At 35.2% G+C, this 24,626-nt stretch carries 23 protein-coding genes, 1 tRNA gene and 1 pseudogene; 10 read left to right on the forward strand and 15 right to left on the reverse strand.

Features of this window, described 5'->3' with window-relative positions:
- Nucleotides 1–203 precede the first annotated feature (203 nt).
- Nucleotides 204–280, forward strand: a tRNA-Met gene (locus J3U18_RS09515).
- A gap of 40 nt (nt 281–320) precedes the next feature.
- Here the strand turns inward: J3U18_RS09515 and metF are convergent.
- The 3 genes from metF to J3U18_RS09530 all read right to left on the reverse strand — a co-directional run bounded on the left by metF (nt 321) and on the right by J3U18_RS09530 (nt 4,304).
- Complete coding sequence (gene metF / locus J3U18_RS09520) at nt 321–1,196, reverse strand: methylenetetrahydrofolate reductase [NAD(P)H] (protein WP_065562711.1); 876 nt, start codon at nt 1,194–1,196, stop codon at nt 321–323.
- A gap of 98 nt (nt 1,197–1,294) precedes the next feature.
- Nucleotides 1,295–3,568, reverse strand: coding sequence for a 5-methyltetrahydropteroyltriglutamate--homocysteine S-methyltransferase (gene metE / locus J3U18_RS09525; RefSeq protein ID WP_267353802.1), 2,274 nt, complete (start codon nt 3,566–3,568; stop codon nt 1,295–1,297).
- A 184-nt stretch (nt 3,569–3,752) separates the two neighbouring features.
- Nucleotides 3,753–4,304, reverse strand: coding sequence for a YagU family protein (locus J3U18_RS09530; RefSeq protein WP_065562709.1), 552 nt, complete (start codon nt 4,302–4,304; stop codon nt 3,753–3,755).
- A gap of 183 nt (nt 4,305–4,487) precedes the next feature.
- On the opposite strand from J3U18_RS09530, the gene J3U18_RS09535 reads away from it, so the two are divergent.
- From J3U18_RS09535 to J3U18_RS09560, 6 genes are all read left to right on the forward strand, one after another.
- Complete coding sequence (locus tag J3U18_RS09535; RefSeq protein ID WP_267353803.1) at nt 4,488–4,946, forward strand: AraC family transcriptional regulator; 459 nt, start codon at nt 4,488–4,490, stop codon at nt 4,944–4,946.
- Nucleotides 4,947–5,062: 116 nt separating this feature from the next.
- Entirely contained in the window at nt 5,063–6,724 is a 1,662-nt protein-coding gene (gene recN, locus J3U18_RS09540) for a DNA repair protein RecN (protein WP_267353804.1), read from the forward strand.
- A gap of 49 nt (nt 6,725–6,773) precedes the next feature.
- Entirely contained in the window at nt 6,774–8,003 is a 1,230-nt protein-coding gene (gene coaBC / locus J3U18_RS09545) for a bifunctional phosphopantothenoylcysteine decarboxylase/phosphopantothenate--cysteine ligase CoaBC (protein ID WP_416380406.1), read from the forward strand.
- The gene (dut, locus tag J3U18_RS09550; RefSeq protein ID WP_065733692.1) at nt 7,987–8,445 is read left to right on the forward strand and encodes a dUTP diphosphatase; all 459 of its coding nucleotides are present in this window, start codon (nt 7,987–7,989) and stop codon (nt 8,443–8,445) included. The genes coaBC and dut overlap by 17 nt, the downstream gene beginning before the upstream one ends.
- A 2-nt stretch (nt 8,446–8,447) precedes the next feature.
- Entirely contained in the window at nt 8,448–9,035 is a 588-nt protein-coding gene (gene slmA, locus J3U18_RS09555) for a nucleoid occlusion factor SlmA (RefSeq protein ID WP_255305725.1), read from the forward strand.
- Nucleotides 9,036–9,095: 60 nt separating this feature from the next.
- Nucleotides 9,096–9,932: a mechanosensitive ion channel domain-containing protein gene (locus tag J3U18_RS09560; RefSeq protein WP_267353806.1), complete on the forward strand. Its 837-nt coding sequence runs from the start codon at nt 9,096–9,098 to the stop codon at nt 9,930–9,932.
- A gap of 57 nt (nt 9,933–9,989) precedes the next feature.
- On the opposite strand, the gene cysE is transcribed toward J3U18_RS09560, so the two are convergent.
- Together cysE and J3U18_RS09570 are read right to left on the reverse strand one after the other, a co-directional pair.
- On the reverse strand, nt 9,990–10,751 hold the full coding sequence (cysE, locus tag J3U18_RS09565) for a serine O-acetyltransferase (RefSeq protein ID WP_065562771.1): 762 nt from the start codon (nt 10,749–10,751) through the stop codon (nt 9,990–9,992).
- A gap of 182 nt (nt 10,752–10,933) precedes the next feature.
- The gene (locus J3U18_RS09570; protein WP_218059968.1) at nt 10,934–12,175 is read right to left on the reverse strand and encodes an oligosaccharide MFS transporter; all 1,242 of its coding nucleotides are present in this window, start codon (nt 12,173–12,175) and stop codon (nt 10,934–10,936) included.
- Between the two features lie 195 nt (nt 12,176–12,370).
- Between J3U18_RS09570 and J3U18_RS09575 the strand changes: the two genes are divergently transcribed.
- Complete coding sequence (locus tag J3U18_RS09575; RefSeq protein ID WP_065733694.1) at nt 12,371–13,375, forward strand: LacI family DNA-binding transcriptional regulator; 1,005 nt, start codon at nt 12,371–12,373, stop codon at nt 13,373–13,375.
- 36 nt (nt 13,376–13,411) lie between these two features.
- On the opposite strand, the gene J3U18_RS09580 is transcribed toward J3U18_RS09575, so the two are convergent.
- Nucleotides 13,412–14,881: a glycoside hydrolase family 32 protein gene (locus J3U18_RS09580; protein ID WP_267353807.1), complete on the reverse strand. Its 1,470-nt coding sequence runs from the start codon at nt 14,879–14,881 to the stop codon at nt 13,412–13,414.
- 273 nt (nt 14,882–15,154) lie between these two features.
- Here J3U18_RS09580 and J3U18_RS09585 point away from each other — a divergent pair, with 273 nt between their 5' ends.
- A complete protein-coding gene (locus tag J3U18_RS09585; protein WP_220225400.1) occupies nt 15,155–16,114 on the forward strand; it encodes an aminoimidazole riboside kinase in 960 nt (319 codons plus the stop codon).
- A 4-nt stretch (nt 16,115–16,118) separates the two neighbouring features.
- Nucleotides 16,119–16,670, forward strand: coding sequence for a sugar O-acetyltransferase (locus tag J3U18_RS09590; protein WP_416380399.1), 552 nt, complete (start codon nt 16,119–16,121; stop codon nt 16,668–16,670).
- A 6-nt stretch (nt 16,671–16,676) separates the two neighbouring features.
- Here J3U18_RS09590 and ispC read toward each other — a convergent pair whose 3' ends face one another.
- The 9 genes and pseudogenes from ispC to J3U18_RS09635 all read right to left on the reverse strand — a co-directional run.
- Nucleotides 16,677–17,861: a 1-deoxy-D-xylulose-5-phosphate reductoisomerase gene (gene ispC / locus J3U18_RS09595; RefSeq protein ID WP_267353809.1), complete on the reverse strand. Its 1,185-nt coding sequence runs from the start codon at nt 17,859–17,861 to the stop codon at nt 16,677–16,679.
- Nucleotides 17,862–17,863: 2 nt separating this feature from the next.
- Nucleotides 17,864–18,625 (reverse strand): DNA-binding transcriptional repressor DeoR, encoded by a 762-nt coding sequence (gene deoR / locus J3U18_RS09600; RefSeq protein ID WP_267353810.1) that lies wholly within the window; start codon nt 18,623–18,625, stop codon nt 17,864–17,866.
- Nucleotides 18,626–18,679: 54 nt separating this feature from the next.
- Nucleotides 18,680–19,345, reverse strand: coding sequence for a deoxyribose-phosphate aldolase (deoC, locus tag J3U18_RS09605; RefSeq protein WP_065562697.1), 666 nt, complete (start codon nt 19,343–19,345; stop codon nt 18,680–18,682).
- Nucleotides 19,346–19,845: 500 nt separating this feature from the next.
- Nucleotides 19,846–20,403 carry a ribosome recycling factor gene (frr, locus tag J3U18_RS09610; RefSeq protein ID WP_065562696.1) on the reverse strand — a complete coding sequence of 186 codons (558 nt, stop codon included), beginning with the start codon at nt 20,401–20,403 and terminating at the stop codon, nt 19,846–19,848.
- 27 nt (nt 20,404–20,430) lie between these two features.
- Nucleotides 20,431–21,165, reverse strand: a complete 735-nt coding sequence (pyrH, locus tag J3U18_RS09615) for a UMP kinase (protein ID WP_065562695.1) — start codon at nt 21,163–21,165, stop codon at nt 20,431–20,433.
- Nucleotides 21,166–21,279: 114 nt separating this feature from the next.
- Nucleotides 21,280–22,140 (reverse strand): translation elongation factor Ts, encoded by an 861-nt coding sequence (gene tsf, locus J3U18_RS09620; RefSeq protein ID WP_267332236.1) that lies wholly within the window; start codon nt 22,138–22,140, stop codon nt 21,280–21,282.
- An 84-nt stretch (nt 22,141–22,224) separates the two neighbouring features.
- Complete coding sequence (gene rpsB / locus J3U18_RS09625) at nt 22,225–22,962, reverse strand: 30S ribosomal protein S2 (protein WP_034882419.1); 738 nt, start codon at nt 22,960–22,962, stop codon at nt 22,225–22,227.
- A gap of 833 nt (nt 22,963–23,795) precedes the next feature.
- Nucleotides 23,796–24,131: a zinc ribbon domain-containing protein YjdM gene (locus J3U18_RS09630; protein ID WP_267353811.1), complete on the reverse strand. Its 336-nt coding sequence runs from the start codon at nt 24,129–24,131 to the stop codon at nt 23,796–23,798.
- 337 nt (nt 24,132–24,468) lie between these two features.
- Nucleotides 24,469–24,626, reverse strand: a pseudogene (locus tag J3U18_RS09635) (elongation factor Tu); the annotation flags it as partial.

Genomic DNA, 24,626 nt, shown 5'->3' on the forward strand with positions numbered 1-24,626 from the left:
TTTTGATTGAAATGAATAATTTTTACTCAAACCTAAATCATTATAACTAAAAAACAAGCAAATCTTGTCAAGAAGTTTCAGAAACACCCTACGTTTTAGTAAAAAAACCGTATTTATTTGTTTAAAAATGTTTAAAATTAGCTCGATTAAGCAAAAAGGTATTGCTTTATTATTTTATTACTATAATATAGCCACCTCTTTGACGCGGGGTGGAGCAGCTTGGTAGCTCGTCGGGCTCATAACCCGAAGGTCGTTGGTTCAAATCCAGCCCCCGCAACCAATTCCTCAAAAATCTATTCTAAATTATTCTTAATAATAAACTATTCTGATTTCGGTACAGCCAGTAGCGTTGATACAGCTTCACTAATTCTTCTAGCAATATAGCTATTATTCATGGTGTACAAATGGATACCGTCAACATTTTGTGAAACTAAATCAACAATCTGATCGATAGCATAAGCAATACCGGCGTCACGGAACGCATCAGGGTGATGCTCGTATTTCTCCATCATCTGTTTGAATTTCTTCGGTAGATTTACGCCACACATCGATACCATACGTTCAATTTGGTTTTTGTTCGTTACCGGCATAATCCCTGCTTCAATTGGTACATTAATTCCCATATCACGGGCTTTGTCTAAGAAAGTATAAAAATAGTCATTATCAAAAAATAGCTGTGATATCAGTTGATCTGTTCCGGCACTCACCTTTTCTTTTAAATGTATTAAATCTTGTTTTAGCGTTGATGCTTCAAGATGTCCTTCAGGATAACAGGCCCCAATCACATTAAAATCACCATTTTCTTTAATAAATGAAACCAGCTCGCTGGCATAGCGAAAATCATCTTTAGGTGTAACTGTCGGGCTAATATCACCTCGCAAAGCAAGCACATTATCGATACCGGCACATTTAAGATCATGAAGAATTTTCTGCATTTCTGCTTTATCAAAATTAATTCCCGGCAAATGAGCAACACTTTCAATGCCATAAGTATGTTTGACAGCGTGGGCGATATCAATTGTCGTTTGACCATTCAAACTACCACCAGCGCCATAAGTAACACTGATAAAATCAGGTTTGAAGTAACCAAGTTCACGCAATGTGCTATAGATTGTCTCTAAAGGTGACGTTTTTTTAGGGGGAAAAACTTCAAAAGAGAACACGGTTTTTTTATTAAAGAGTAAATTTGTTTTCATCTGTATCATCCATTGGTGTGATTACTATTATCCTTACTGACATTTCCGCCGCCAAAATCGGCGGCGGAAATTAAGGTAAAGCAAATTAATTAACGCTGTTAATTAAGCGTTTTTCGAACTTCTAATGTTGCTTGAACTAAATGTTCTAAACTTGCAACAACTTCTTTCTCACCACGAGTTTTTAAACCACAATCCGGATTAATCCAAAGTTTTTGCTTGTCAATTTTTGCCAGTAACTTCTCAATTGTTGCTTTGATTTCAGCAACCGGTGGTACACGTGGTGAATGGATATCATAAACACCCGGTCCAACTTCAGTTTTAAAATTATTGGCTTTAAGCACATCAATCAATTGTAGATTAGAACGTGATGCTTCAAATGAAATCACATCAGCATCCATGGCATCGATATCTTTGATAATGTCAGCAAATTCGCTATAACACATATGTGTATGAATTTGTGTATCAGCTTGTACTTTGCTGTGCACTAATCTAAATGCCGGAATAGCCCAATCAAGATATTCACTATTCCAATCAGCTTTACGTAATGGTAATTTCTCTTTTAACGCTGCTTCATCAATTTGGATGACTTTAATACCGGCCGCTTCAAGATCTAACACTTCATCACTGATTGCTAAACCAATTTGGAATACTGACTCTTTTTGTGAAATATCTTCACGAGGGAACGACCAGTTAAGGATCGTCACTGGGCCAGTTAACATGCCTTTAACGGGTTTGTCAGTTAGGCTTTGTGCATATTGTGAATATTCAACGGTAATTGGTTTAGAGCGTGAAATATCACCCCATACAATTGGTGGCTTAACACAACGAGTACCATATGATTGCACCCATGCTTTTTCAGTAAAGACAAAACCATTTAAGCTTTCACCAAAATACTCAACCATGTCATTACGTTCAAATTCGCCGTGAACTAACACATCAATACCAATCTGTTCTTGAAGCTTGATGCATTCTGCAATTTTTTGTTTGTTAAACTCGGTATATTCATTTAAACAAATTTCACCTTTCTTGAATTTTGCACGGTTTAAACGTACATCAGGTGTTTGCGGAAATGAACCAATCGTTGTTGTAGGTAATAATGGCAAATTAAAGGCTTTTTTCTGTGCTGCTTCACGTACTGAAAATTCTGGTAGACGGGTAAAATCAGACGCTTTTAAAGCCGAAACTTTTTGACGTACCGTTTGATTTGCTCCTTCACGCTCACGCGTAAATAGGGTTTGATTTGCTTTGTAAGCCGGACTATTTTCAAAATTCGAGTCTTTGACTAATTCACCAAGTTCAGCTAACTCTTGTAGTTTTTCTTGGGCAAAAGCAAAATAAGCTCGTTGTTGAATCGTTAATTTAGTTTCGTTTTGTAATGTATAAGGTACATGCAGTAACGAACAGGAAGTATTAATCACAATGTTTGCCGCTTTTTGCTTAATTTTTGCGACTAATTCCAATGTTTTTTTATAATTATTTTTCCAAATATTTTTACCATTTACCACACCAGCAAATAACACTTTATCAGCCGGGAAACCATGACTTTCAAGTAATGCTAAGGATTGTTTACCTTCAACAAAATCAAGTCCGATACCGTCAAATGGTAACGCCACTAATTGTTGGTAACAATCACGCACATCGCCAAAGTAAGTTTGTAAAACCACTTTGGTTGTACCTTTAACGGATAAAATTGACTGATAAAGCTCATTGAATAAAGCGATATCTTCATGAGTTAAATCAGTCACTAAAATTGGCTCATCAATTTGTATCCACTGCGCACCAAGTGCAGTAAATTTCTGAATAATTTCTTGATAGGCTTTAATAATATCGGCTTTAAAATCAACTAGCTGTTTATTACCTAAATACTGTGCTAATTTGAAAAAGGTTAATGCGCCAATCACAACCGGTTTGGTTTGAATACCTAATGCTTTGGCTTCTTGATATTCGTCAAAAGGTTTGGTACTGGCTAGTTTTATTTGTAGTGAATCTTCAATTTCTGGCACTAAGTAGTGGTAATTAGTGTTAAACCATTTTTTCATTGCCAGCGCTCGCACATCACCTTTTTCACCTTGATAACCACGCGCCATGGCAAAATAACGATCGAGTTCAGGTAAGCCTAAATCTTGATAACGTTTAGGGATAACATTCAGTAAACAGGCCGTATCTAATACTGCATCATAAAATGAAAAGTCATTAGATGAGATTAAAGCAATTTTATGTGATGCTTGTTGTTGTAGATGTTCAGCACGTAGGGCTTTTGCTTCATTTAATAATTCAGCTTGGGTTTTGTTACCTTTAAAATAAGCTTCGGTTGCAAATTTAAGCTCACGAAGTTTACCAACACGAGGATATCCAATAACTGCAGTATTCATTTTCTTTTCCTTATTTAGCATTTAGCACTTTTCTTTAGTGGTTAAAAAGATAGCAAAAAAAAATGTTATTGAATAATTCTAGTTTTTTATCAAAAGATATAGTTTTTAACTATATCAAAAGATATAAAAAAATCCCTCTGTTTTTCAACAGAAGGATTGAAACAGATGAAAATTAATAAACTAACTACTGGCGCCATTCGCCACGGATTGGTCTTGAAAAATGAGCAAGCACAGCGATCATACAGATTTCGATCGATACACCCCAATAGATATGCCCTAAAATTTCACTCCAAAGTTCATAACCATTTAGGTTCCATAACCAACCAACGGTGCCTTGCGGATCATAAGCGGGATGACGAAAACCTAATAGCGGAATTAAAAAACCGTGCATCATAACGGTAATGATAATGCCATAAAATGCACCATACCATAATCGAATATTATTCCAGAAGTAGGCAATAAATACATAAACGAAGGCAAAGGCAAAACTAAATAACCAGTGATAAAGTGTTACTGCGCCCGAAACGATTGCCGTTTGGTAAACATAATCAAGTGAATGAGAATTAATGCCTAACCAACCAAGCCATGCATCAATGTGTGCCGCAGGTGGTGAAATTTCCCCAGGAACACGAGGAGGCATATTAACTTCTGAACCCCATTTAACCAGTGCGCTAATGAATCCACCAATCAGAGTAGTCCAAACAATAATTTGTCGATTTATTTTATTTCCAAACATTTAATAATACCTTTATAGTTTAAAAGCTTGTAAATTATATCCGTAAGCAACCGTGGAAGAAAGGGGAATAAGCTGAATTGATCGAGTATAAAAGTTATTGTTATAATTGGTAAAAATTATTTATTAAGCGTCTTTTAATAGCATCCTAAAAAGTAGCAAATAAATTATCCATGGATTTAGGTTATGAATGTCGAAATTGTACAATTTCCTGCATTAGCCGTCATTGAACATTATGGTTCACCTTTATTAGAGAATAACACTCTAAATAAATTCATTAAATGGCGACAAGAAAACAATTTTTTAGATAGTCAAAAGTATCAAAGTTATGGTATTCATTATACCAATCCCAACACGACGCCTCTCAGTGGGCATCATGTCGATTTTGCAATATCGATAAATTGCACAATTCCCTCAAATGATTACGGAATCATCAATAAAAAAATACCACAACTTCGTTGTGCCAAGGCAAGGGATATTGGCTCTAGAGAAAATAATCAAGCCATTATTTACTTACTTGAAACATGGCTTCCACAAAGTGGCGAGCGGATAGAGAACTTTCCTCCAATTTTCCATTATGTAAATGTCGGTTTAAACATTCAACCACAAGAGATGATCACTGATGTTTATTTGCCATTAGCGTAAATTAATTATTATCTTTTTAAAAATTAATGCTTATAAAAATAATTAACTGTATTTATTTACAGTGTTTTTGCTGTTATACTGCCAATATGGTAACCAACCTTATGTATTAATTTATTATGATAACGCAATTGACTATTAATAATTTTGCTATCGTCGATCAGTTGTTAGTTGATTTTACAACAGGGATGACCGCAATTACGGGTGAAACAGGCGCAGGTAAATCGATTGCGATCGATGCATTAGGGCTTTGTTTAGGAAATCGTTCTGATGCTTCAGCTATTCGTAATGGAGCTGATCGGGTTGATATTTCAGCCAGTTTTGTTCTTGATGATACTCCAGCAGCATACTCCTGGTTAACCGAAAATCAACTTGATGAAAGTAATGAATGTATTTTAAGAAGAGTTATCAATCAAGATGGGCGTTCGAAAGCATTTATTAATGGGCGTGCTGTTCCTATCTCACAATTAAAAGATTTAGGACAAATGTTAATACAAATTCATGGCCAACATGAACATCAGCGTTTATTACGAAGTGATTATCAACAAATTTTACTTAATCATTATATGAATGAGCCGACACTATTGTCGAATATGCAACAAGCTTATAAACAATGGAAATCAGCAAGCCAAGCTTATCAACAATATCTTTCTTCCAAACAAGAGCGTGATGCTCATGTTCAGTTATTACAATATCAATTAAAAGAGTTAAATGAATTTTCACCAATTGAAGGTGAATATCAACAAATCGATGAAGAATATAAAAAATTATCCAATAGCGAACAGCTAATTAATCTTAGCCAACAATCTATCATGCTATTAGATGAAGCAGATGAATATAATGTCAGCAACATGCTTAATAGTGTTAAACAAAGTATTCATGAGTTGGTCGCATTAGATCCTTCACTGAATGATGTTTTAGCTATGTTAGAAGATGCCGCTATTCAAATTAAAGAAGCTAGCTATGAATTACGCCATTATAGTGAGAGCTTAGAGCTCGATCCTGCAAGAGTGATGCAACTTGAACAACGCTTGTCTAAACAAATTGCTTTAGCGCGAAAACATCATGTTTCTCCTGAAGCATTACCTGAGTTACATCAAAATTTACTTAATGAATTTAAGCAGATTAATCAACAAGATGAACAAGGTGAACAGTTAAAAGAAGAGATCAAAAAGTATCAACAAATTGCGATAGAACTGGCTGCAAAATTGCATCAAAAACGATTAACAGTGAGTAAAACGTTGGCTAAAAAAGTAATGGCTATTATGCACGATTTATCTATGCCAAACGGTCAATTCAGTATAGATGTTATATTTGATGAAAATCGATTAAGTGAAGATGGCGCAGACCAAGTTTCTTTTTTAGTGAGTACTAATGCTGGGCAAGTCGTGCAGCCATTAGCCAAAGTTGCATCTGGTGGTGAATTGTCTCGTATCGCACTAGCCATACAGGTTTTGACCGCGCAAAAAATGGATACCCCAGCGTTGATTTTTGATGAAATTGATGTCGGTATTAGTGGACCAACAGCGGCTAAGGTTGGGCAACTGTTAAGGCAACTTGGTGAGTCAACACAAGTCATTACGGTAACGCATTTACCACAGGTAGCAGGTCAAGCTAATCAGCACTATTTTGTCAGTAAGCAAACGAATGGTAAACAAACATCGACAGATATGCAAAGATTAGATGAAAATGGACGTTTAAATGAACTAGCTCGGTTGTTAGGTGGGGATAAAATTACAGATGCAACGCTTGCCAATGCGAAAGAGTTACTTATTATCTAATTTAATTATGGTAATATATCGCCTTTAATTGGGATCGGAGAATAACGAGATCATGAGTCTATCTGGTAAACATATTTTATTAGGGATAACTGGTGGCATTGCTGCTTACAAATGCCCTGATCTTGTCCGCCATCTAAAAAAAGCAGGTGCGCAGGTACATGTGGTATTAACTGAGTCAGCGAGCCATTTTGTTACGCCAATGACATTGCAAGCATTGTCTGGTAATACGGTATCAAGTGATTTATTTGACCCTTCTGCTGAACTATCGATGAGTCATATTGAATTAGCTAAATGGGCTGATTTGGTATTAATCGCTCCCGCTACGGCGAATATCATTGCGAAAATGGCAAATGGTATTGCTGATGATCTTTTATCAACAGTGTGTCTTGCAACACCAGCTAAAATTGCCATAGCGCCAGCTATGAACCAACAGATGTATAAAGCTGCTGCAACTCAACAGAACTTAGCGACATTAGCTTCGCGAAATACCTTAATTTGGGGGCCTGATGATGGTTTTCAAGCTTGTGGTGATTTTGGTCCAGGACGAATGGTTGAACCTGCAACCATTGTTAAGCATGTTGAGAAGTATTTTTCAGCAACGTCAACACTTGCTGGAACCGAGATTACCATTACTGCAGGCCCAACCATTGAAGAGCTTGATCCGGTACGCTATATCAGTAATTACAGTTCAGGTAAAATGGGTTATGCTATTGCTCAGGCAGCGGCTGAAATTGGAGCAACAGTAAACTTAATCAGTGGCCCAGTTAATTTAGCAACTCCAAATAATGTGAATCGCATTAATGTAAAAAGTGCTAATGAGATGTATGATGTGGCATTAAAGTTAGCTAAAAAATCATCAATTTTTATTTCTTGTGCTGCTGTTGCTGATTATAGAGCTAAAACTATTGCCACGAAAAAAATTAAAAAAACCGATGATAGTAATGAACTTGTTATTAAATTAGTTAAAAATCCTGATATTGTTGCCAACATTGCTTCATTAAAGAAAGGACGTCCGTTTGTTGTAGGCTTTGCCGCTGAAACCAATAACATAAAGGCTTATGCCCTTAAAAAATTAACCACTAAGAACTTAGATTTGATTTGTGCTAATGATGTGTCTGACAAGAAAATAGGCTTTAATTCTGATCAAAACGCATTAACCCTTTATTGGCAAAATGGTGAACAAACGTTACCATTAAGCAATAAGCAAGAATTAGCAAAAGAATTACTTCAAGCAGTTATAATACGATATAAAGCGAGTCATGATGAAAAGAAAAATTGATATAAAAGTATTAGATAAACGTTTAGGTAACGAGTTTCCACTGCCAACTTACGCAACTGAAGGTTCCGCAGGTATTGATTTAAGAGCGATGTTTGATAAAACAACCGAAATCAAAGCAGGCGAAACAATCTTAACCCCAACCGGATTATCAATGCATATTGCTGACCCTAGTTTAGCTGCATTAGTATTACCTCGTTCAGGCCTTGGTTCAAAAAATGGTATTGTCCTTGGTAATTTAGTCGGTTTAATTGATTCCGATTATCAAGGACAGTTGTTTGTTCCCCTTTGGAACCGAAGTCAAAACCCATTTGTTATTGAGCCAGGTGATCGTATTGCTCAATTAATTATTGTGCCAGTCGTGCAAGCAGAATTTAATATTGTTGATGATTTTATCGAATCAGCGCGTGGCGAAGGTGGATTTGGGCATTCAGGTAAGAAATAATCGTGAGTAGCAAAAATAAAAATCGTAAAGAAGATATACTTCAAGCATTAGCAACAATGCTTGAATCCAATGAGGGAACACAACGAATAACTACTGCTAAATTAGCTGCAACTGTTGGTGTTTCTGAAGCGGCATTGTATAGGCATTTTCCAAGTAAAACTAAAATGTTTGAAAGTTTGATCGTTTATATTGAAGACATTCTGCTTTCTCGCATCAATGTGATTTTGCAAGATGAACCAAAAACATTTACGCGGCTTCAACTTATTTTGGCTTTAATCCTTGGTTTTTCTGAAAAGAATCCTGGGTTGACTCGGATTATGACTGGGCATGCGTTAATGTTTGAGCAAGACCAATTGCAAGAACGAATCAGTCAATTATTTGAACGTATCGAAACGCAGATAAAGCAAGTTATACGAGAAAGAAAAATCCGTGAAGGTGTGGCCTTTACCACTGATGAACGTATTTTATCTAGTCAGTTACTTGCTTTTTGCGAAGGAATGATGGCTCGTTATTCCCGTTCTGGTTTTAAATATCTACCAACAACAAACTTTGAAACCCGTTGGGCTTTATTAGCAAAACAGTTAGTTTAAACCAATTTAATCGCAATTATTCAATTAACTATTTCTGTTATTTTTACAGAGGATAATTTCATGAGTATTGAAAATATAGTAAACCAGATTTGGTTGTTTATTGAGAAATATGATGGCGTAGTAATCAGTTATATTGCTCATTTTTGTTTTGCCATTCTTATTTTTTTAATTGGTCGAACAATTGCTAAATTTGTTGCTCGTCAATTAAGAAGAATTTTAACTAATCGCCATGTCGATCCGACTGTAGTTAAATTTGTTAGTTCTTTATCTTATTATGCCATTATTGTTATGACGCTAGTTGCCGTGTTAGGTCAACTTGGTGTGCAAACCGCATCAATTGTTGCGGTAATTGGTGCCGCCGGCTTAGCCGTAGGTTTAGCTCTGCAAGGTTCGTTGTCTAATTTTGCAGCTGGTGTCATTTTAATTATCTTTCGCCCATTTAGAGTTGGTGAAACAGTCATTATTAATAATCAGCAAGGTGTTATTGATTCGATTCAAATTTTTTCAACAACTATTGTCACGCCAACGAATGAAATGGTCGTCATTCCAAATGGACAAGTGGTTAGTGCAAATATTATTAACTATACTCGTTTGCCAGAAAGACGTTTAGATATAGTTGTTAATGTGGGATATGATTCTGATATTCAGAAAGTTTATAAAGTATTAAGAGAAGCTGTAAATAAAACTGATAATATTTTAACGAGTAAAGAACCGATTATACGTTTGGATTTGCTGGATGCTTCATCCATGAATTTTAATGTTTTAGTCTGGACGTTAAATGCTAATTATGGACCAGTAAAAGCTGTATTACTTGAGAATATTAAAAATGGGCTAACTGAAAATGGCATTAATATTCCTTACCCAACTATGGATGTAAATCTTAGTTCTCCGTCGTAATTTTCAACTACATTATGTATTCCGTTGTCATTGAACAACGGAATCATTTTTCAAAAATTAGATATCTTGATCCATGTTTAAAGCTGGTTTATCACAATCAGGACAACCAACAATTTTAGCAGGAACACCAGCTACTGTTGTATGTTCAGGAACAGGCTCTAAAACGACTGAACCAGCTCCAATTTTTGCTCCTTTACCTATTTCTATATTTCCTAAAATCGTTGAGTGCGCACCAATCATTACTCCTTCACGAATTTTAGGATGACGATCGCCATTTTCTTTTCCGGTTCCACCTAATGTCACTGATTGTAAAATAGAAACATCATTTTCAATAACTACGGTTTCACCAATGACTATCCCTGTTGCATGGTCAAACATAACACCACAGCCAATTTTAGCTGCTGGATGGATATCAACGCCAAATACAATAGCAATTTGACTCTGTAAAAAAGTTGCTAGTGATTTACGGTTTTGTTTCCAAAGCCAGTGTGCAATTCGATAAGCTTGTAGTGAAAGAAAACCTTTATAATAAAGTAGCGGTGTGGAATAGTAATTGGTTGCTGGATCTCGAATGTAAACAGCAAGTATATCGGTAATCGCGGCATTGATTATGTTGTTATCTGCTTGATAAGCTTGTCTAGCAATTTCTCGAATCTCAATTGCCGGTACAACTTGGGTTGCAAGCTTGTTAGCTAAAATATAACTTAATGCACTACCTAAATTTTCATGATTAAGTAGAGTTGCATGGAAATAGCTTGCTAACATTGGCTCACTTTCAACGAGCTTTGATGCTTCTTCTCGGATTGTCTGCCATAACATGTCCGGTTTAACCACTTTTTTGCTTGTATTCACACCAAGTACCTATATAGATTTAAACGTCAGTCTCAACAATTTATATTGTTTCGCAAACTAAGAATAGAAGCAAGCTTTCTCTATAGATATTATAAAATTATAAAATGGGAACAATTTGTTCCCATTTTTACAACATTTAAGAATGATGGTTATTTTTCTGTTTTTTGTTTATTGTCACTTAAAGTAAATGTTGCAATAAATAAAATGACAAATACTATTGCTGCTAGTACATAGAAAGTAGTTGAATATCCTGTTTTATCAAATAACTTACCTACAATCCATGACAATACAATAACACCTACATTTGATGAGATGTTAAATCCAACTAAGTATAGTGTGGATGATAGTCTCGCATCAAAGTTGGCTACAGCGTATTTAAATACTGCTAGAATAAATAGTGGTGTTTCAATTGCGTGGAAAAGTTTAACTAATGAAATTAGATAAACATTATCTAACGTTGCAGATAATGAGATTCGGCATACCATTACCAACGCTGCTGCTAGTAAAGCTTTTTTTGCACCAATTTTATTAATAAAATAGGGTACTAGAATCATACAAGCTGCTTCTAAAAAAACTTGGAAAGAATTTAAATATCCATAAACTTGATAGCCACTTTCTGGTTTATCAAAGAAGCTGGTATAGAAATTTGGGAATAGTTGCTGATCATATATGGTATAAAAGCTATTAGTACCAATTATAAAAAAGACAAATAACCAAAACTTTTTCATACCAAATAGTGAAAAAATTTCACTCATGGTAGGGATAGATGGTTTTTCCATGACGGCTTGTGTTTTACCGTTTGCCAAAGACTCTTGTTTAGGTTTAAAAACTAAATTGATGGTGAAATAGATAGCTGCAACCCCAGATGCCATCCAGAAGTTAATGTGAGGGTTAATGCCAAATAAAATGCCAGCAACAAAAGTTGCAGCAGCATAACCAAATGATCCCCAGAATCTTGCTGGGCCAAATTCAAAACCAAATAGACGACTAATTCGCTCGATAAAAGAGTCAATCAAAGCACATCCAGAAATAAAACCAGCACTTAAGACTGGGGCACCAATACAGACACCCAAAATAAAATCATTTCGAAGTAAAGGCTCATAGACATAAATTAAAAACGGGCCAATAAGTAACATGATAATACTTTGGAAGGTAATTACCGCTTTACCTATCTGCAATTTATCTTGGATAATGCCATAAAAAATCATAAAAAACATGGCTGCAGCAGAGTTAGCAGAATAAACAACCCCTAATTGTTCACCAGATAAACCAATTTGGCTTTTGAGCCAAATGGCATAAAAAGACCACCAAAGTGACCATGCTGCATAAAAGGTAACAAGATAGCCTGACGAGAACCAATAATTTCTATTTTGTATTATATCTATATTCATTTTCATTCTCTTTTTATGTTGAAGTTTAACGTTAACATGTTAATGTTAACATTATTGTCATAATTGGAATAAAATAGAAACAACCAATTATCATAAATGTTACTTTCCTCACACTTTTTATCATTTTTATTTGTGGTATCATCATACAAAGCTAAAATTTATTATTATTTTTAATGTGAGCAAAAGGATTCAACTATGGCTTCACTCAAGGATGTTGCTAGATTGGCATCAGTTTCATTGATGACGGTTTCTCGAGCAATCAATAATCCTGACAAACTCAATAAAGAAACATATAAAAAAGTGAAGAAAGCTATTGAGGAGCTTAATTATGTGCCGGATTTATCTGCACGAAAGATTCGAGGAGATAATTCTGGCCCTTATGCTATTGGTGTGCTGGCATTAGAAACGGCGACAACGCCATTCTCAGTTGAATTACTTCAAGCAATAGAAAAAACAGCTCAACAACATGGTTGGAATACGTTTATTGTTAATTTATTTGATGATAAAGATGCTGATCATGCGATTAATACTCTTTTATCTTATCGACCTAATGGTATTATTTATACAACAATGGGGTTAAGAAAAGTTCAACTGCCAGATAAATTGCTCGGTAAAAATGTGGTATTAGCAAACTGCATTAGTGATTCTGAGCAGCTTGCTTGTTACATCCCTGATGATTATTCTGGTCAATATCAAGCGATGCAGAATGTAATAAATAAGGGATATAAAAAACCATTATGTATCTATCTATCAGAAAATACTTTAGCGGGTAAAATTAGGCGTAAAGCTGCTGAGCAAGCATGGTTAGATGCTGGCAACGATTTAAACGATATCAAGAGTTATCATACTTTAATGTCACCTGCAAACCTTTCCCTAGAATATATGATGACGATAGAAATTTTGGCAAAACATTGTGTTAAAAAACCAGATTTTGATGTATTAATTTGTGGTAACGATAGAATTGCTTTTGTTGCTTATCAATTTTTACTTGGTAAAGGATTTCATATTCCCAACGATGTTGCGGTTCTTGGTTATGACAATATGGTTGGTACTGGTGAACTTTTTTATCCTTCACTGACTACTGTACAATTACCACATTATGAAATAGGTCAAAAAGCAGCTCTGCATATAATCAATAGTGAAAGTAAAAAAACTATCACTCACATACCATCACCATATTTAGAACGAGAATCTTTATAACAAAAAAACCACCTTAGTTGGTGGTTTTTTTATAAATTATTCATAAATTGATTTTAATTGCCAGCTATCTAATTTGGTAATTTTTGCTTGTCCATTTTCGGCAAATAAGTTAATTAACCTTTTTGCTGGTAATTTAGGATAAATACGGCTTGAGAGGCTATATAAATCTTTATTTATGAAAACTTCGACTGATGATGCATCAACAAAAATATGTAATGTTAGTTTTTTGGTTTTTGGTAATGGCACACTTCGATAACCTTTTAAGTCAATTCCAGAAAGACTTCGGTCTAGAATGATGCGGTTAGCTTGCCGATCAATGTACAATAAGGTTGCTTGCTTACCATCTGGTGTCGCAGCAAGTTGTAATCCAAAACGTTCAGCATTACTATTGACTAAATCAATTTCAACATTAATTTCACAACTAATTGATTCAATTTTGGTATTTTTTAATTCACTATTTAATTCAATATTAGTTAATGATTGTGGTTTTTCGCGAAGTGCCACAAGTTCTTTAATTGGTCGATTACGAACTCTATTTTGTCGATCTAGGATTAATTCGCGTGGTAAAGTGAATGCTCCCATCCATTTATCATGTTTACTTGGCATTTTTGATTCCCACATATCCATCCAACCAAACATAATACGACGACCATCTGCTGCGAGGAATGATTGTGGCGCATAAAAATCGTGACCAAAGTCCATCTCTTGGAATGATTTGATTATTGAAAATGGCTTACCTGGCTGCCAATCTCCAACGATATAGCCAGATTGGAATCGATTTCGATATTGATAACCTTTTGCTTGCATACCTTGTGGTGAGAACATTAATATCCATTTATCTCCTAATGGGAAAAAGTCTGGACATTCAAGCATATAAACATTCGGATCGATATCACTGATAAGAACTTGTTCAAACTTCCAATCTTTTAAATCAGTTGAACGATAAAGTAACACTTGACCAACATCATTGGTTTCTCGCTGACCAACTACCATCCACCATTTACCATTTTGTTTAAACACTTTAGGATCACGAAAATGCATAATCCCTTTTTTGGGTGTAAGTACAGTTCCATGTTTTTTAAAATTAATACCATCTTTACTTGTGGCAAGACATTGAGTTTCTCGGATATGTTCATCATTACCTTGACCATTTAACCATATATGGCCTGTGTAAATTAAGCTCAATTCGCCATTATTATCTACAGCTGAACCTGAAAAACACCCACTCTTGTCATAATCATGATCTGGCGCAATTGCAATTGGTAATCTTCGCCATGTAATAAGATCATCACTTACTGCATGTCCCCAGTGCATTGGTCCCCAATTCTCATTATAAGGATGGTGTTGATAGAAAGCATGATATTGTCCTTTATAATAGACTAAGCCATTTGGATCATTCATCCAACCAGCTTGAGGTGATAAATGGAAATGAGGATAATATTGCTTATTCATTTCTTTTTCTAATTTTTTTATAGCTTGGTTAGCTTTATCAATTGCATTTGTCATAACATTCCCTTCTTTTATCATGAGTTAGGTTAATACGATTACATACTACATTAATTTTTTTGTTAACGTTAACTTATAGTGAAATAAACGTTAAAATATGTGATGATAGTCACATATTTTTAACGTTAACAATGATTTTTTTTATAAATGATTTAGTTTATAGTTAATATTGATTATCAACACATCAGCTAATCAATGCTTAATGAATTAATTTGAGTATGCTGAGATATTAATGACACACAAATTTAACCTATTAATAATATGAGTGACAAAATGAATAATACAAAAGTATGGTCTCTTGGTGATGCTGTTATTGATTTATTACCATTTGGTGAAATGAACTACCGAGCCTGTGCTGGAGGTGCTCCTGCAAATGTAGCTATTGGTATTGCTAAGTTAGGACTGCCCTCTGGTTTTATTGGTAGAGTTGGTAATGATCCATTTGGTCACTTCATGGAAAAGACTTTTTGTGAGCATCATGTTGATTGCCAAAGTCTTGAAAAGGATGAGGAGCATAGAACAAGCACTGTTGTTGTTGATTTAGGTGAAAATGGTGAACGAAGTTTTACCTTTCTTGTTTCACCTTCGGCCGATCAATTTTTGTCAGAACAAGCACTTCCTGATTTTAACCAAGATATTCTTCATTTTTGTTCTTTAGCATTAGTTGGAACAACTTGTCGACAAACGCTCAAACAAGCTATTGAGAAACTCAGTGATAAAAATGGTTTAGTTAGTTTTGATATCAATTTACGTGAACAAATGTGGCAAGATAAAAATGAAATGCGCACAATTATCACTCAATTCTGTCATGATGCTGACATTCTTAAACTCTCTGATGAAGAGTTGTTTTGGTTAACTGAGAGCCAAGATTGGCATGTAGCACTCGATAAATTGCAACAACATTATAATGCACCACTTAAGTTAGTTACTAAAGGTAGAGATGGTAGTATTGTGTTATGGCAAGGTAAAACTTTTACTTTTGACTCATTTCATGTCAATAGCATTGATACAACTGGAGCTGGAGATGCATTTGTTGCAGGATTACTTAGCAGTATTGCTTTATCAGGTATGCCAGAGGATAAATTAATGTTAGAAAGTATGATGACTATAGCCAGCGCATGCGGAGCACTAGCTACCACCAAAAAAGGTGCATTAACGGCATTACCAGACAGTGGTTTTTTACAATCATTTATTAGTGATAATCCTGCACTAATAGCGAAACAGATGGGATAGTAAAATGACTGAAAAGGAGAAAATGTTAACAGGTTTACTTTATAATCCTTGTATTAATGAGCTTGAAAAAGAGCGAATTTATGCACAAGATCTCTGCTTTCAGTTAAACCAACTATCACCTTCAGCAGTGGATAAACGACAACAAATTTTTAGAAAGCTATTAGGTAAAACACCGAAGCAATTTACAATTATGCCCGGTTTTCAATGTGATTATGGCTACAATATTGAAATTGGAGAGAATTTTTTTGCTAATTTTAACTGCATCATGCTTGATGCGGCCAAAATTACATTCGGAGATAATGTCCTTGTCGCACCCAATTGCGGTTTTTATACCTCAGGTCACCCACTTAATAGCCAAATACGCAACAGTGGACTTGAGTTTGCCAAACCGATTACGATCGGTAATAACGTTTGGATTGGTGGTAATGTAATTGTACTACCCAATGTGACTATCGGCGATAATACGGTTATTGCAGCTGGCAGTATTGTAGATCGAGATATCCCTTCAAATGTCGTTGCCATGGGTACGCCATGCCGAGTGTATAAAACACTTTAATGCCATTTAAACTATCTGTTTGCTACATTGTGCTCTAGCCCATGCATCAATAGTGAACACATCATCAATAGTGGCAGGTTCCGGAAAATTAAGTTGATCTAACGTGATTGCAACCTGTTTGGCAATATCCATAAAACCAATTTTATGCTGTAAAAATGCTTCAACTGCCACTTCATTGGCAGCGTTAAGCGCTGTTGTTGCCGCTTGCCCTTCACCACAAGCCTCAATGGCTAATTTTAAGCATGGATAGCGAATAAAATCGGGTTGATTGAAGGTTAATGATGAGATTTGAGTAAAATCTAAAGCAGGTACACCGGATGAAATACGTAATGGATAAGACATTGAATAAGCAATTGGCGTACACATATCTGGCACGCCTAATTCTGCAATAATACTGCCATCTAGATAACGAACCATTGAGTGAATAATCGATTGAGGATGTACAATAATCTCCATTTGCTCAGAACTAGCATTAAACAACCAACGAGCTTCAATATATTCCAAGCCTTTATTCATCATCGTTGCTGAATCAACAGAAATCTTTTTACCCATTGACCAGTTAGGATGTAAAGTCGCTTGCGCAGGTGTGACTGAAGTTAATTGATTTAACTGTAGCTCCCGAAAAGGTCCGCCAGATCCGGTTAACACAATTTTGGCGATACCATGATCAGTCAGATTAGCAAATCCAAGATCATGCTGCACTGCGGTAGGTAAACTTTGAAAGATCGCATTATGTTCACTATCGACCGGCAGTAGCTCGGCGCCATATTGCTTCACCGCTTGCATAAATAAATGCCCACAAGTGACTAATGACTCTTTATTAGCGAGTAAAATGCGTTTACCTTTTTTAATTGCAGCAAGAGTCGGCCTTAATCCCGCAGCACCAACAATTGCAGCCATAACTTGGTTAACTTCGGGAAGCTGTGCTAAATCACACATAGCTTGCTCACCACTCAGTACTTCTATATTCAATTTTAGGTTAGCTAAATTTGCTTTAAGCTGCTGCGCTGCTTGTTTGCTCGCCATAGCAACATATTTTGGTTTAAACTCCTGACACTGCTCTGTCATTTTTGCAACATTAGCGCCACCTACTAGCACATAAGCTTTGTATAAAGTTGGATTTTGCCGAATGACGGCTAACGTGCTACAGCCGATCGATCCTGTTGAACCTAAAATTGCGATATTTTTCATAATTAATAAATTAAACCAATGTTATTTTCTTCAAAGTAAGCGACGTAGCCTAAATCCGGCGCTCTATCGGTCATCACCAAATTAAACTGATCAAGGTTACAAATAAAAGCCGGTTTAATTTGATTAAACTTAGTATGATCGGCAATTAAAATATTTTGATTAGATTTTTTCATCGCCTGATGCTTCATATTCAGTTCATCAAAATGGTAACAAGTTGCACCTTGAGTGAGATCAATACCCGCTGCCGAAATAAAAGCTTTATTTGGACAGATAAAATCGAGCGGATTTTGGGAACTAATGCCGGTAAAAATTGCATTATTAAGCTGATATTGCCCACCACATAAAATGATTTTACATTTTGGTTTGTTTTGTAACGCTAGAAAGGCATTGAGTGAATAGCAGATTGCAGTAAAGGCAATATCATCACTAATTTCATCAATGATAAATTGCATGGTTGTACCACAATCAAAAAAAATGGTGTCGTTCTCATCAACAAATTGGCTAACTAGTTTGCCGATATAACGCTTTTCATCTACATGTTTATCTTTTTGATCTGAAACAAAATATTGCGATATGGTATGGCGTTCTTGGTTAACAACATAACCGCCTAAAACAGCTAAACATGAAGATTGATTACTAAGATCTCGACGAATCGTCATTTCAGAAACAGCAAGCATTTGCGCTGCTTGCTTTAAATGAATTTTACCGGTAGTTTTTAATTGCTCAATAAGTGCATTAACTCTTTTTTGCGGTTGCGTTTCCATTGCCATTCCATAAATAGCAATAAGCTACTATACAGTAGCTTATAAAAGGATGAATTAATAGCCGCTAGATGATGCTTTATCGCCTGATACAATTGCAATACCAGCACTAGCGCCTAACCGTGTTGCACCAGCTTGAACCATTTTTTCAGCAGTTTGACGATCTCTAATGCCACCTGATGCTTTAACACCCATTTTATCACCGACTGTTTCGCGCATCAATTTAACATCTTCAACTGTTGCCCCTGATAAGCTAAAACCAGTTGAAGTTTTAACAAAAGCAACACCAATTTCTTTACAAATTGTACAAACTGTAACGATTTCTTCTTTAGTTAATAAGCAAGTTTCTAAAATAACTTTTAACGGCACTGAACCACAAGCATTAAATACTGCTTGAATATCTTCTTTAACCGCCGTTAAATCATTGCTTTTTAGCCAGCCGACATTGATAACCATATCGATCTCTTCTGCACCAGCTTTGACTGCCATTTCAGTCTCAAATGCTTTAGCAGAAGTCAGCATAGCACCTAAAGGAAAGCCAACGACTGAACAAACCTTTACATCGCTACCTTTAAGCAAGCTAGCGACTAAAGGCACATAGCCTGAATTAACACATACAGAATAGAAATGATACTGCTTTGCTTCTTCACAAAGTTTACGTATTTGATCTTCTGTGGCATTCATCGCCAGTAAAGTATGATCAATATACTTTGCATAATCCATAATGATGTCCTTTAATTTTTGTTAGTAATGTCTAGTAAATGATTTTAGTATTAAGTAAATGATGTTATAAAAATAACATATATAGCCCTATAATGTTATTTCCGTAACATTATATACTTAAATTTTGATAATTAAAAACTAAACTATTTAATAAACTTAAACAATTGAATTGAATCAAATCAGACTGGAAACCATGATTTTGACAAACTTGATTATTTTTAGTGGCTAATGATGCGCTAATACGGATACATTGTTTACCCTTTAATTTTGCATAAGCGCATTATCTTCATTGAGCAACTGTAGATAAACTCAGTTAGACTTTATATCGCTTAAATAGAAGGATAGCTGTTTATTTTATTGAGTGATTTTTTATTTTTGATCTATTCGCTAACTGATAAAACTAATATTTTGTATTTTTCAGCGGTAATTAAATGATTGATAGTTGATTGGTAAAAATCAAAAAAACCTAGTTTTATCAACTAGGCTTTTTAGTCAAGAGATTAAAATTCCATTAACTCTTTTTCTTTATCTGCAAGCACTGCATCTAATTTTTTGATAGCTGCATCTGTTGCTTTTTGAATTAAATCTTGTGATTTACGTTCATCATCTTCTGAGATTTCTTTATCTTTTAACAAAGCTTTGATTTGATCGTTAGCATCACGACGAATATTTCGAATTGACACACGACCTTGTTCTGCTTCATTACGCACTATTTTAGTTAAATCACGACGACGTTCTTCAGTTAACGGTGGTAGAGGTACTCGAATAACTGTCCCTGCTGAAGCAGGATTAAGTCCTAAATCAGAGGTTAAAACTGCCTTTTCAATCATTGGTGTTAATGATTTATCAAATACCGTAATAGCCAGCGTTCTTGCATCTTCAGCAACAACATTAGCTAATTGACGTAGTGGTGTTGGGCTACCGTAGTATTCAACCATAATACCGTCTAATAAGCTTGGTGAAGCACGTCCAGTTCTGACTTTAGAAATATGATTTTGAAACGCTTCAATACTTTTTTCCATGCGCGTTTGCGCTTCTTTTTGAATCTCATTTAGCATAATAAAAACCTTTTTAAATAATTAAGACTAACAGCTCACTGTAGTCTGATTATTGATTAATGTTCCCTCTTGCTCGCCTAAAATGACACGACGTAATGCACCAGGTTTATTCATATTAAAAACACAAATTGGTAGATTATGATCTCGTGCTAATGTAAATGCGGCTAAATCCATGACTTTTAATTCATCGTCCAACACTTTCTCATAGTTAAGTGTTTTATATAGTGTAGCATTGGGATTTTTTACTGGATCGGCAGAATAAACACCATCAACTTTGGTTGCTTTTAAAACGACATCTGCTTCAATTTCAATACCACGTAAACAAGCCGCAGAGTCAGTTGTGAAAAATGGGTTGCCTGTTCCTGCAGAAAGAATAACGACTTTACCATGTTTAAGCAAGCTAATTGCTTCAGTCCAGCGATAATCGTCGCAAACTCCGTTTAATGGGATTGCCGACATCAAACGTGCATTAACTTCAATTCGGTGCAAAGCATCACGCATGGCAAGGCCATTCATAACTGTTGCTAGCATCCCCATATGGTCACCAACAACACGGTTCATACCCGCTTTAGCAAGTCCTGCACCACGAAATAGGTTACCACCTCCGATAACAACAGCAACCTGAACTTCCATGTCGATAAGTTCTTTAATTTCTTGTGCCATACGATCAAGAACGGTTGGATCAATACCAAAACCTTCATCACCTTGTAATGCTTCACCACTGAGTTTAAGAAGGATACGTTTATAGAAAGGGGTTACCATATGAAATCTCACTATATTTTATTACTTAAAAATCTAGAATAACTAGCTGGCAATCATTTTAAAATATTTTGCAGATAAACAAAACCGCCATTACGGCGGTTTCGATAAAAACAATTAAGATTGTTTTGATATCGCAGCAACCTCGGCTGCAAAGTCAACTTCGACTTTTTCGATACCTTCACCCACTTCGAAGCGGATAAATGTTGCAATTGTTGCTTTTTTCTCAGCAAGTAAATCACCAACTGTTTTACTTGGATCCATTACAAATGGTTGACCAGTAAGTGATACTTCACCAGTGAATTTACGCATACGGCCTTCAACCATTTTTTCTGCGATTTCACGAGGTTTACCTGATTGCATTGCAATATCGATTTGAATATTACGTTCATGTTCAACCACATCAGCAGGTACATCACTTGGGTCAACATATTCTGGTTTGCTTGCTGCAATGTGCATTGCAATGTGTTTAACTAATTCCTCATCACAACCACTATTAGCTGCAACTAAAACACCAATGCGCGCGCCGTGTTGATAACTACCAACTACATCACCAGCAATTTCTTTAATGCGACGGATGCCAATATTCTCACCAATTTTAGCTACTAGTGCAGTACGTTCTTCTTCAAATTTTGCTTGTAGCGTTGCAAGATCAGTGATTCGATCATTTAAAGCTGCTGTTGCTACTTTTTCACTAAATGCTAAGAATCCAGCATCTTTAGCTACGAAGTCAGTTTCACAGTTGATTTCTAAAATAACACCTACTTTTTTATCAGCAGAAATTTTTGAAATGATTACACCTTCAGCTGCAACACGACCAGCTTTTTTAGCTGCTTTTGCTTGACCTGATTTACGCATGTTGTCGATAGCAAGATCGATATCACCATTTGCTTCAACTAATGCTTTCTTACATTCCATCATACCTGCGCCAGTTCTTTCACGCAGTTCTTTTACCATAGAAGCGGTAACTTCAGCCATTTTTAAATCCTCTATTTAACCATTTTGATGATTTTCATTAGAATGGGTCGATGATATTATCGACCCTGAAAATATTTGAGTTTATTACTCTGCTGCTGGAGCTTCTTCAACAAAGCTTTCTTCAGATACTGGAGATTGATTTTGTTCACGACCAGAACGAACTGCTTCAGCAACCGCATTTGCATATAATTGTATTGCACGGATCGCATCATCATTACCAGGAACGATGTAATCAATACCATCTGGATCTGAATTAGTATCAACAACAGCAATGACTGGAATACCTAAATTGTTAGCTTCTTTGATTGCGATATGTTCATGGTCTGCACCAATTACAAAAATCACATCGGGTAAGCCACCCATATTTTTAATTCCACCCAAGCTATTTTCTAATTTAGCCATTTCACGAGCACGCATAAGTGCTTCTTTTTTGGTTAATTTATCAAATGTACCATCATTAGCTTGTGTTTCTAAATCTTTAAGACGTTTGATTGATTGACGTACTGTTTTCCAGTTAGTCAACATACCACCTAACCAGCGGTGATTAACGTAATATTGTCCACAGCTTTCAGCTGCTTGTTTAATTGCTTCACTTGCAGCACGTTTTGTACCAACAAATAAAATTTTACCTTTACGCGCAGCAATCTTGTTTAATTCAGCTAATGCTTCATTGAACATAGGTACTGTTTTTTCAAGATTGATGATGTGTACTTTGTTGCGTGCACCAAAAATAAATGGTTTCATTTTTGGGTTCCAATAACGAGTTTGGTGTCCAAAGTGTACACCTGCTTGTAACATATCGCGCATTGATACTGTAGTCATGATTTCCTCATTTTGACGTTGGGGTTATGCCTCCACATATCCGCTTTATCCGACCTTTATACACAAAGTAAAAGGCACCCCGGAAAAGAGTAATGATATGTGTGTGTTATAACGTTAATTAAGTTTTAAAATTTGTGCTTTATTTCACAATTATTTTTGAAAAATGAATGTGAAAAGTAGCGCGCGTTTTATACCATATTTAAGAGAGATTTGCTAGTTTTTTCTTACGGAAAAAGAATAATGCATATTTTTTAGAAAAAAATAATGTTAGTGAAGAATAAAAACTTTATAAAATCAATAACCGTGTTGAGTGGTTTTAAAGATTATCAATAAGGCAATTGTTGTTCTTATTGATGAATTAGATATATCGTTTTCACCTGTAGAGGAAATAATAAATAAACTTCAAAAAATCATTTATCACCTAATGTAAAATAGGTGTCAAGTATGGACAATTCAAATGTTGCTACGCAGCATTTTAATGCTTTACATATGGTAAATGTTTATACAGCTTCCCATCGTAAAACTTTTCTATTCCTCAAAGTGATTGAAAAATATTAATCATCTATTTCGTTAAAAGCTATAAGTAATAAACAAGCTAAAATTTTCGATCAAGATAAAACTCAACATTGTTGAGTAAATTATATAAGGTATTTTGTCTACTAAAAGATACTCAAAAAGTATTAAACGAACGTAGATGTTTTTATTTGTGTGTGAATTGATTTATATTGTAAAACCATTAAATAATTTTTTGTTATTAAATGGTTTTAACAAAGGTTTAACTAAAGATGTTTTTTCATTAGTTTATATAAAAAGTTGAATATTGATTAATACAATTACGCTTTTTTAACAAAACAAGCTTTCAGCATTACTTTCATTCCATCAACCTTACAATCGATTTCGTGATCGCCGTCTACAAGACGAATGCCTTTAGCTTTAGCCCCTTTTTTGAGAACAGTTGATGAACCTTTTAATTTTAGATCTTTTATTAAAATAATATCATCACCATCAACAAGTGTATTGCCATTACTATCTTTAACTTGTAATTCATCATTGGTTGAGGTTTCTTGATTTGGATCCCATTCATGTGCACATTCAGGGCAAACATAAAATGTGCCATCATGGTAAGTATGTTCTGAATGGCAAACAGGGCAATTAGGTATCGATTCCATAGCTTTTCATTATTCCACGTTAAATAAAATAGTGATTACTATAGCAAAAAAAGGCTGTTTAGTCATTGTATTCTCTTTTTAAGAGGTGGTTATACCAAATTTATTATTTTTTTCAATTGCACACTGCAATATAATTGAGGTCATTTTTTATAACATTTTGTTTGGCTTTTTTTAGTGTATTTTTATCCATATCTATGCCTATAATATGACAAAAATAAATAAAATGCAGTTTGGATAAAAAAGTGGTCAACGACTATAACTTATTTAATTAACATTGAGAACAATAAAAAAAGGTGCACATAGTGCACCTTCTTTTTTTGAGCTGATTAAGCTTAAATTATTTAATAACTTTAGCAACAACACCAGCACCAACAGTACGACCACCTTCACGGATAGCGAAACGTAAGCCATCTGCCATTGCGATTGGGTGAATTAATGATACTGTCATTTTGATGTTATCACCTGGCATTACCATTTCTACGCCTTCTGGTAATT

Origin of the sequence: Gilliamella sp. B3482 (assembly GCF_026536805.1) — a bacterium.
Taxonomy (GTDB): Bacteria; Pseudomonadota; Gammaproteobacteria; order Enterobacterales; family Orbaceae; genus Gilliamella; species Gilliamella apicola_E.

What these genes read in the sequence shown, in the direction of transcription:
- metF (WP_065562711.1), bottom strand. Translation starts at nt 1,196, where the DNA reads ATGAAAACAAATTTACTCTTTAATAAAAAAACCGTGTTCTCTTTTGAA.
- metE (WP_267353802.1), bottom strand. Translation starts at nt 3,568, where the DNA reads ATGAATACTGCAGTTATTGGATATCCTCGTGTTGGTAAACTTCGTGAG.
- J3U18_RS09530 (WP_065562709.1), bottom strand. Translation starts at nt 4,304, where the DNA reads ATGTTTGGAAATAAAATAAATCGACAAATTATTGTTTGGACTACTCTG.
- J3U18_RS09535 (WP_267353803.1), top strand. Translation starts at nt 4,488, where the DNA reads ATGAATGTCGAAATTGTACAATTTCCTGCATTAGCCGTCATTGAACAT.
- recN (WP_267353804.1), top strand. Translation starts at nt 5,063, where the DNA reads ATGATAACGCAATTGACTATTAATAATTTTGCTATCGTCGATCAGTTG.
- dut (WP_065733692.1), top strand. Translation starts at nt 7,987, where the DNA reads ATGAAAAGAAAAATTGATATAAAAGTATTAGATAAACGTTTAGGTAAC.
- J3U18_RS09560 (WP_267353806.1), top strand. Translation starts at nt 9,096, where the DNA reads ATGAGTATTGAAAATATAGTAAACCAGATTTGGTTGTTTATTGAGAAA.
- cysE (WP_065562771.1), bottom strand. Translation starts at nt 10,751, where the DNA reads ATGTTATGGCAGACAATCCGAGAAGAAGCATCAAAGCTCGTTGAAAGT.
- J3U18_RS09570 (WP_218059968.1), bottom strand. Translation starts at nt 12,175, where the DNA reads ATGAATATAGATATAATACAAAATAGAAATTATTGGTTCTCGTCAGGC.
- J3U18_RS09575 (WP_065733694.1), top strand. Translation starts at nt 12,371, where the DNA reads ATGGCTTCACTCAAGGATGTTGCTAGATTGGCATCAGTTTCATTGATG.
- J3U18_RS09580 (WP_267353807.1), bottom strand. Translation starts at nt 14,881, where the DNA reads ATGACAAATGCAATTGATAAAGCTAACCAAGCTATAAAAAAATTAGAA.
- J3U18_RS09585 (WP_220225400.1), top strand. Translation starts at nt 15,155, where the DNA reads ATGAATAATACAAAAGTATGGTCTCTTGGTGATGCTGTTATTGATTTA.
- J3U18_RS09590 (WP_416380399.1), top strand. Translation starts at nt 16,119, where the DNA reads ATGACTGAAAAGGAGAAAATGTTAACAGGTTTACTTTATAATCCTTGT.
- ispC (WP_267353809.1), bottom strand. Translation starts at nt 17,861, where the DNA reads ATGAAAAATATCGCAATTTTAGGTTCAACAGGATCGATCGGCTGTAGC.
- deoR (WP_267353810.1), bottom strand. Translation starts at nt 18,625, where the DNA reads ATGGAAACGCAACCGCAAAAAAGAGTTAATGCACTTATTGAGCAATTA.
- deoC (WP_065562697.1), bottom strand. Translation starts at nt 19,345, where the DNA reads ATGGATTATGCAAAGTATATTGATCATACTTTACTGGCGATGAATGCC.
- frr (WP_065562696.1), bottom strand. Translation starts at nt 20,403, where the DNA reads ATGCTAAATGAGATTCAAAAAGAAGCGCAAACGCGCATGGAAAAAAGT.
- pyrH (WP_065562695.1), bottom strand. Translation starts at nt 21,165, where the DNA reads ATGGTAACCCCTTTCTATAAACGTATCCTTCTTAAACTCAGTGGTGAA.
- tsf (WP_267332236.1), bottom strand. Translation starts at nt 22,140, where the DNA reads ATGGCTGAAGTTACCGCTTCTATGGTAAAAGAACTGCGTGAAAGAACT.
- rpsB (WP_034882419.1), bottom strand. Translation starts at nt 22,962, where the DNA reads ATGACTACAGTATCAATGCGCGATATGTTACAAGCAGGTGTACACTTT.
- J3U18_RS09630 (WP_267353811.1), bottom strand. Translation starts at nt 24,131, where the DNA reads ATGGAATCGATACCTAATTGCCCTGTTTGCCATTCAGAACATACTTAC.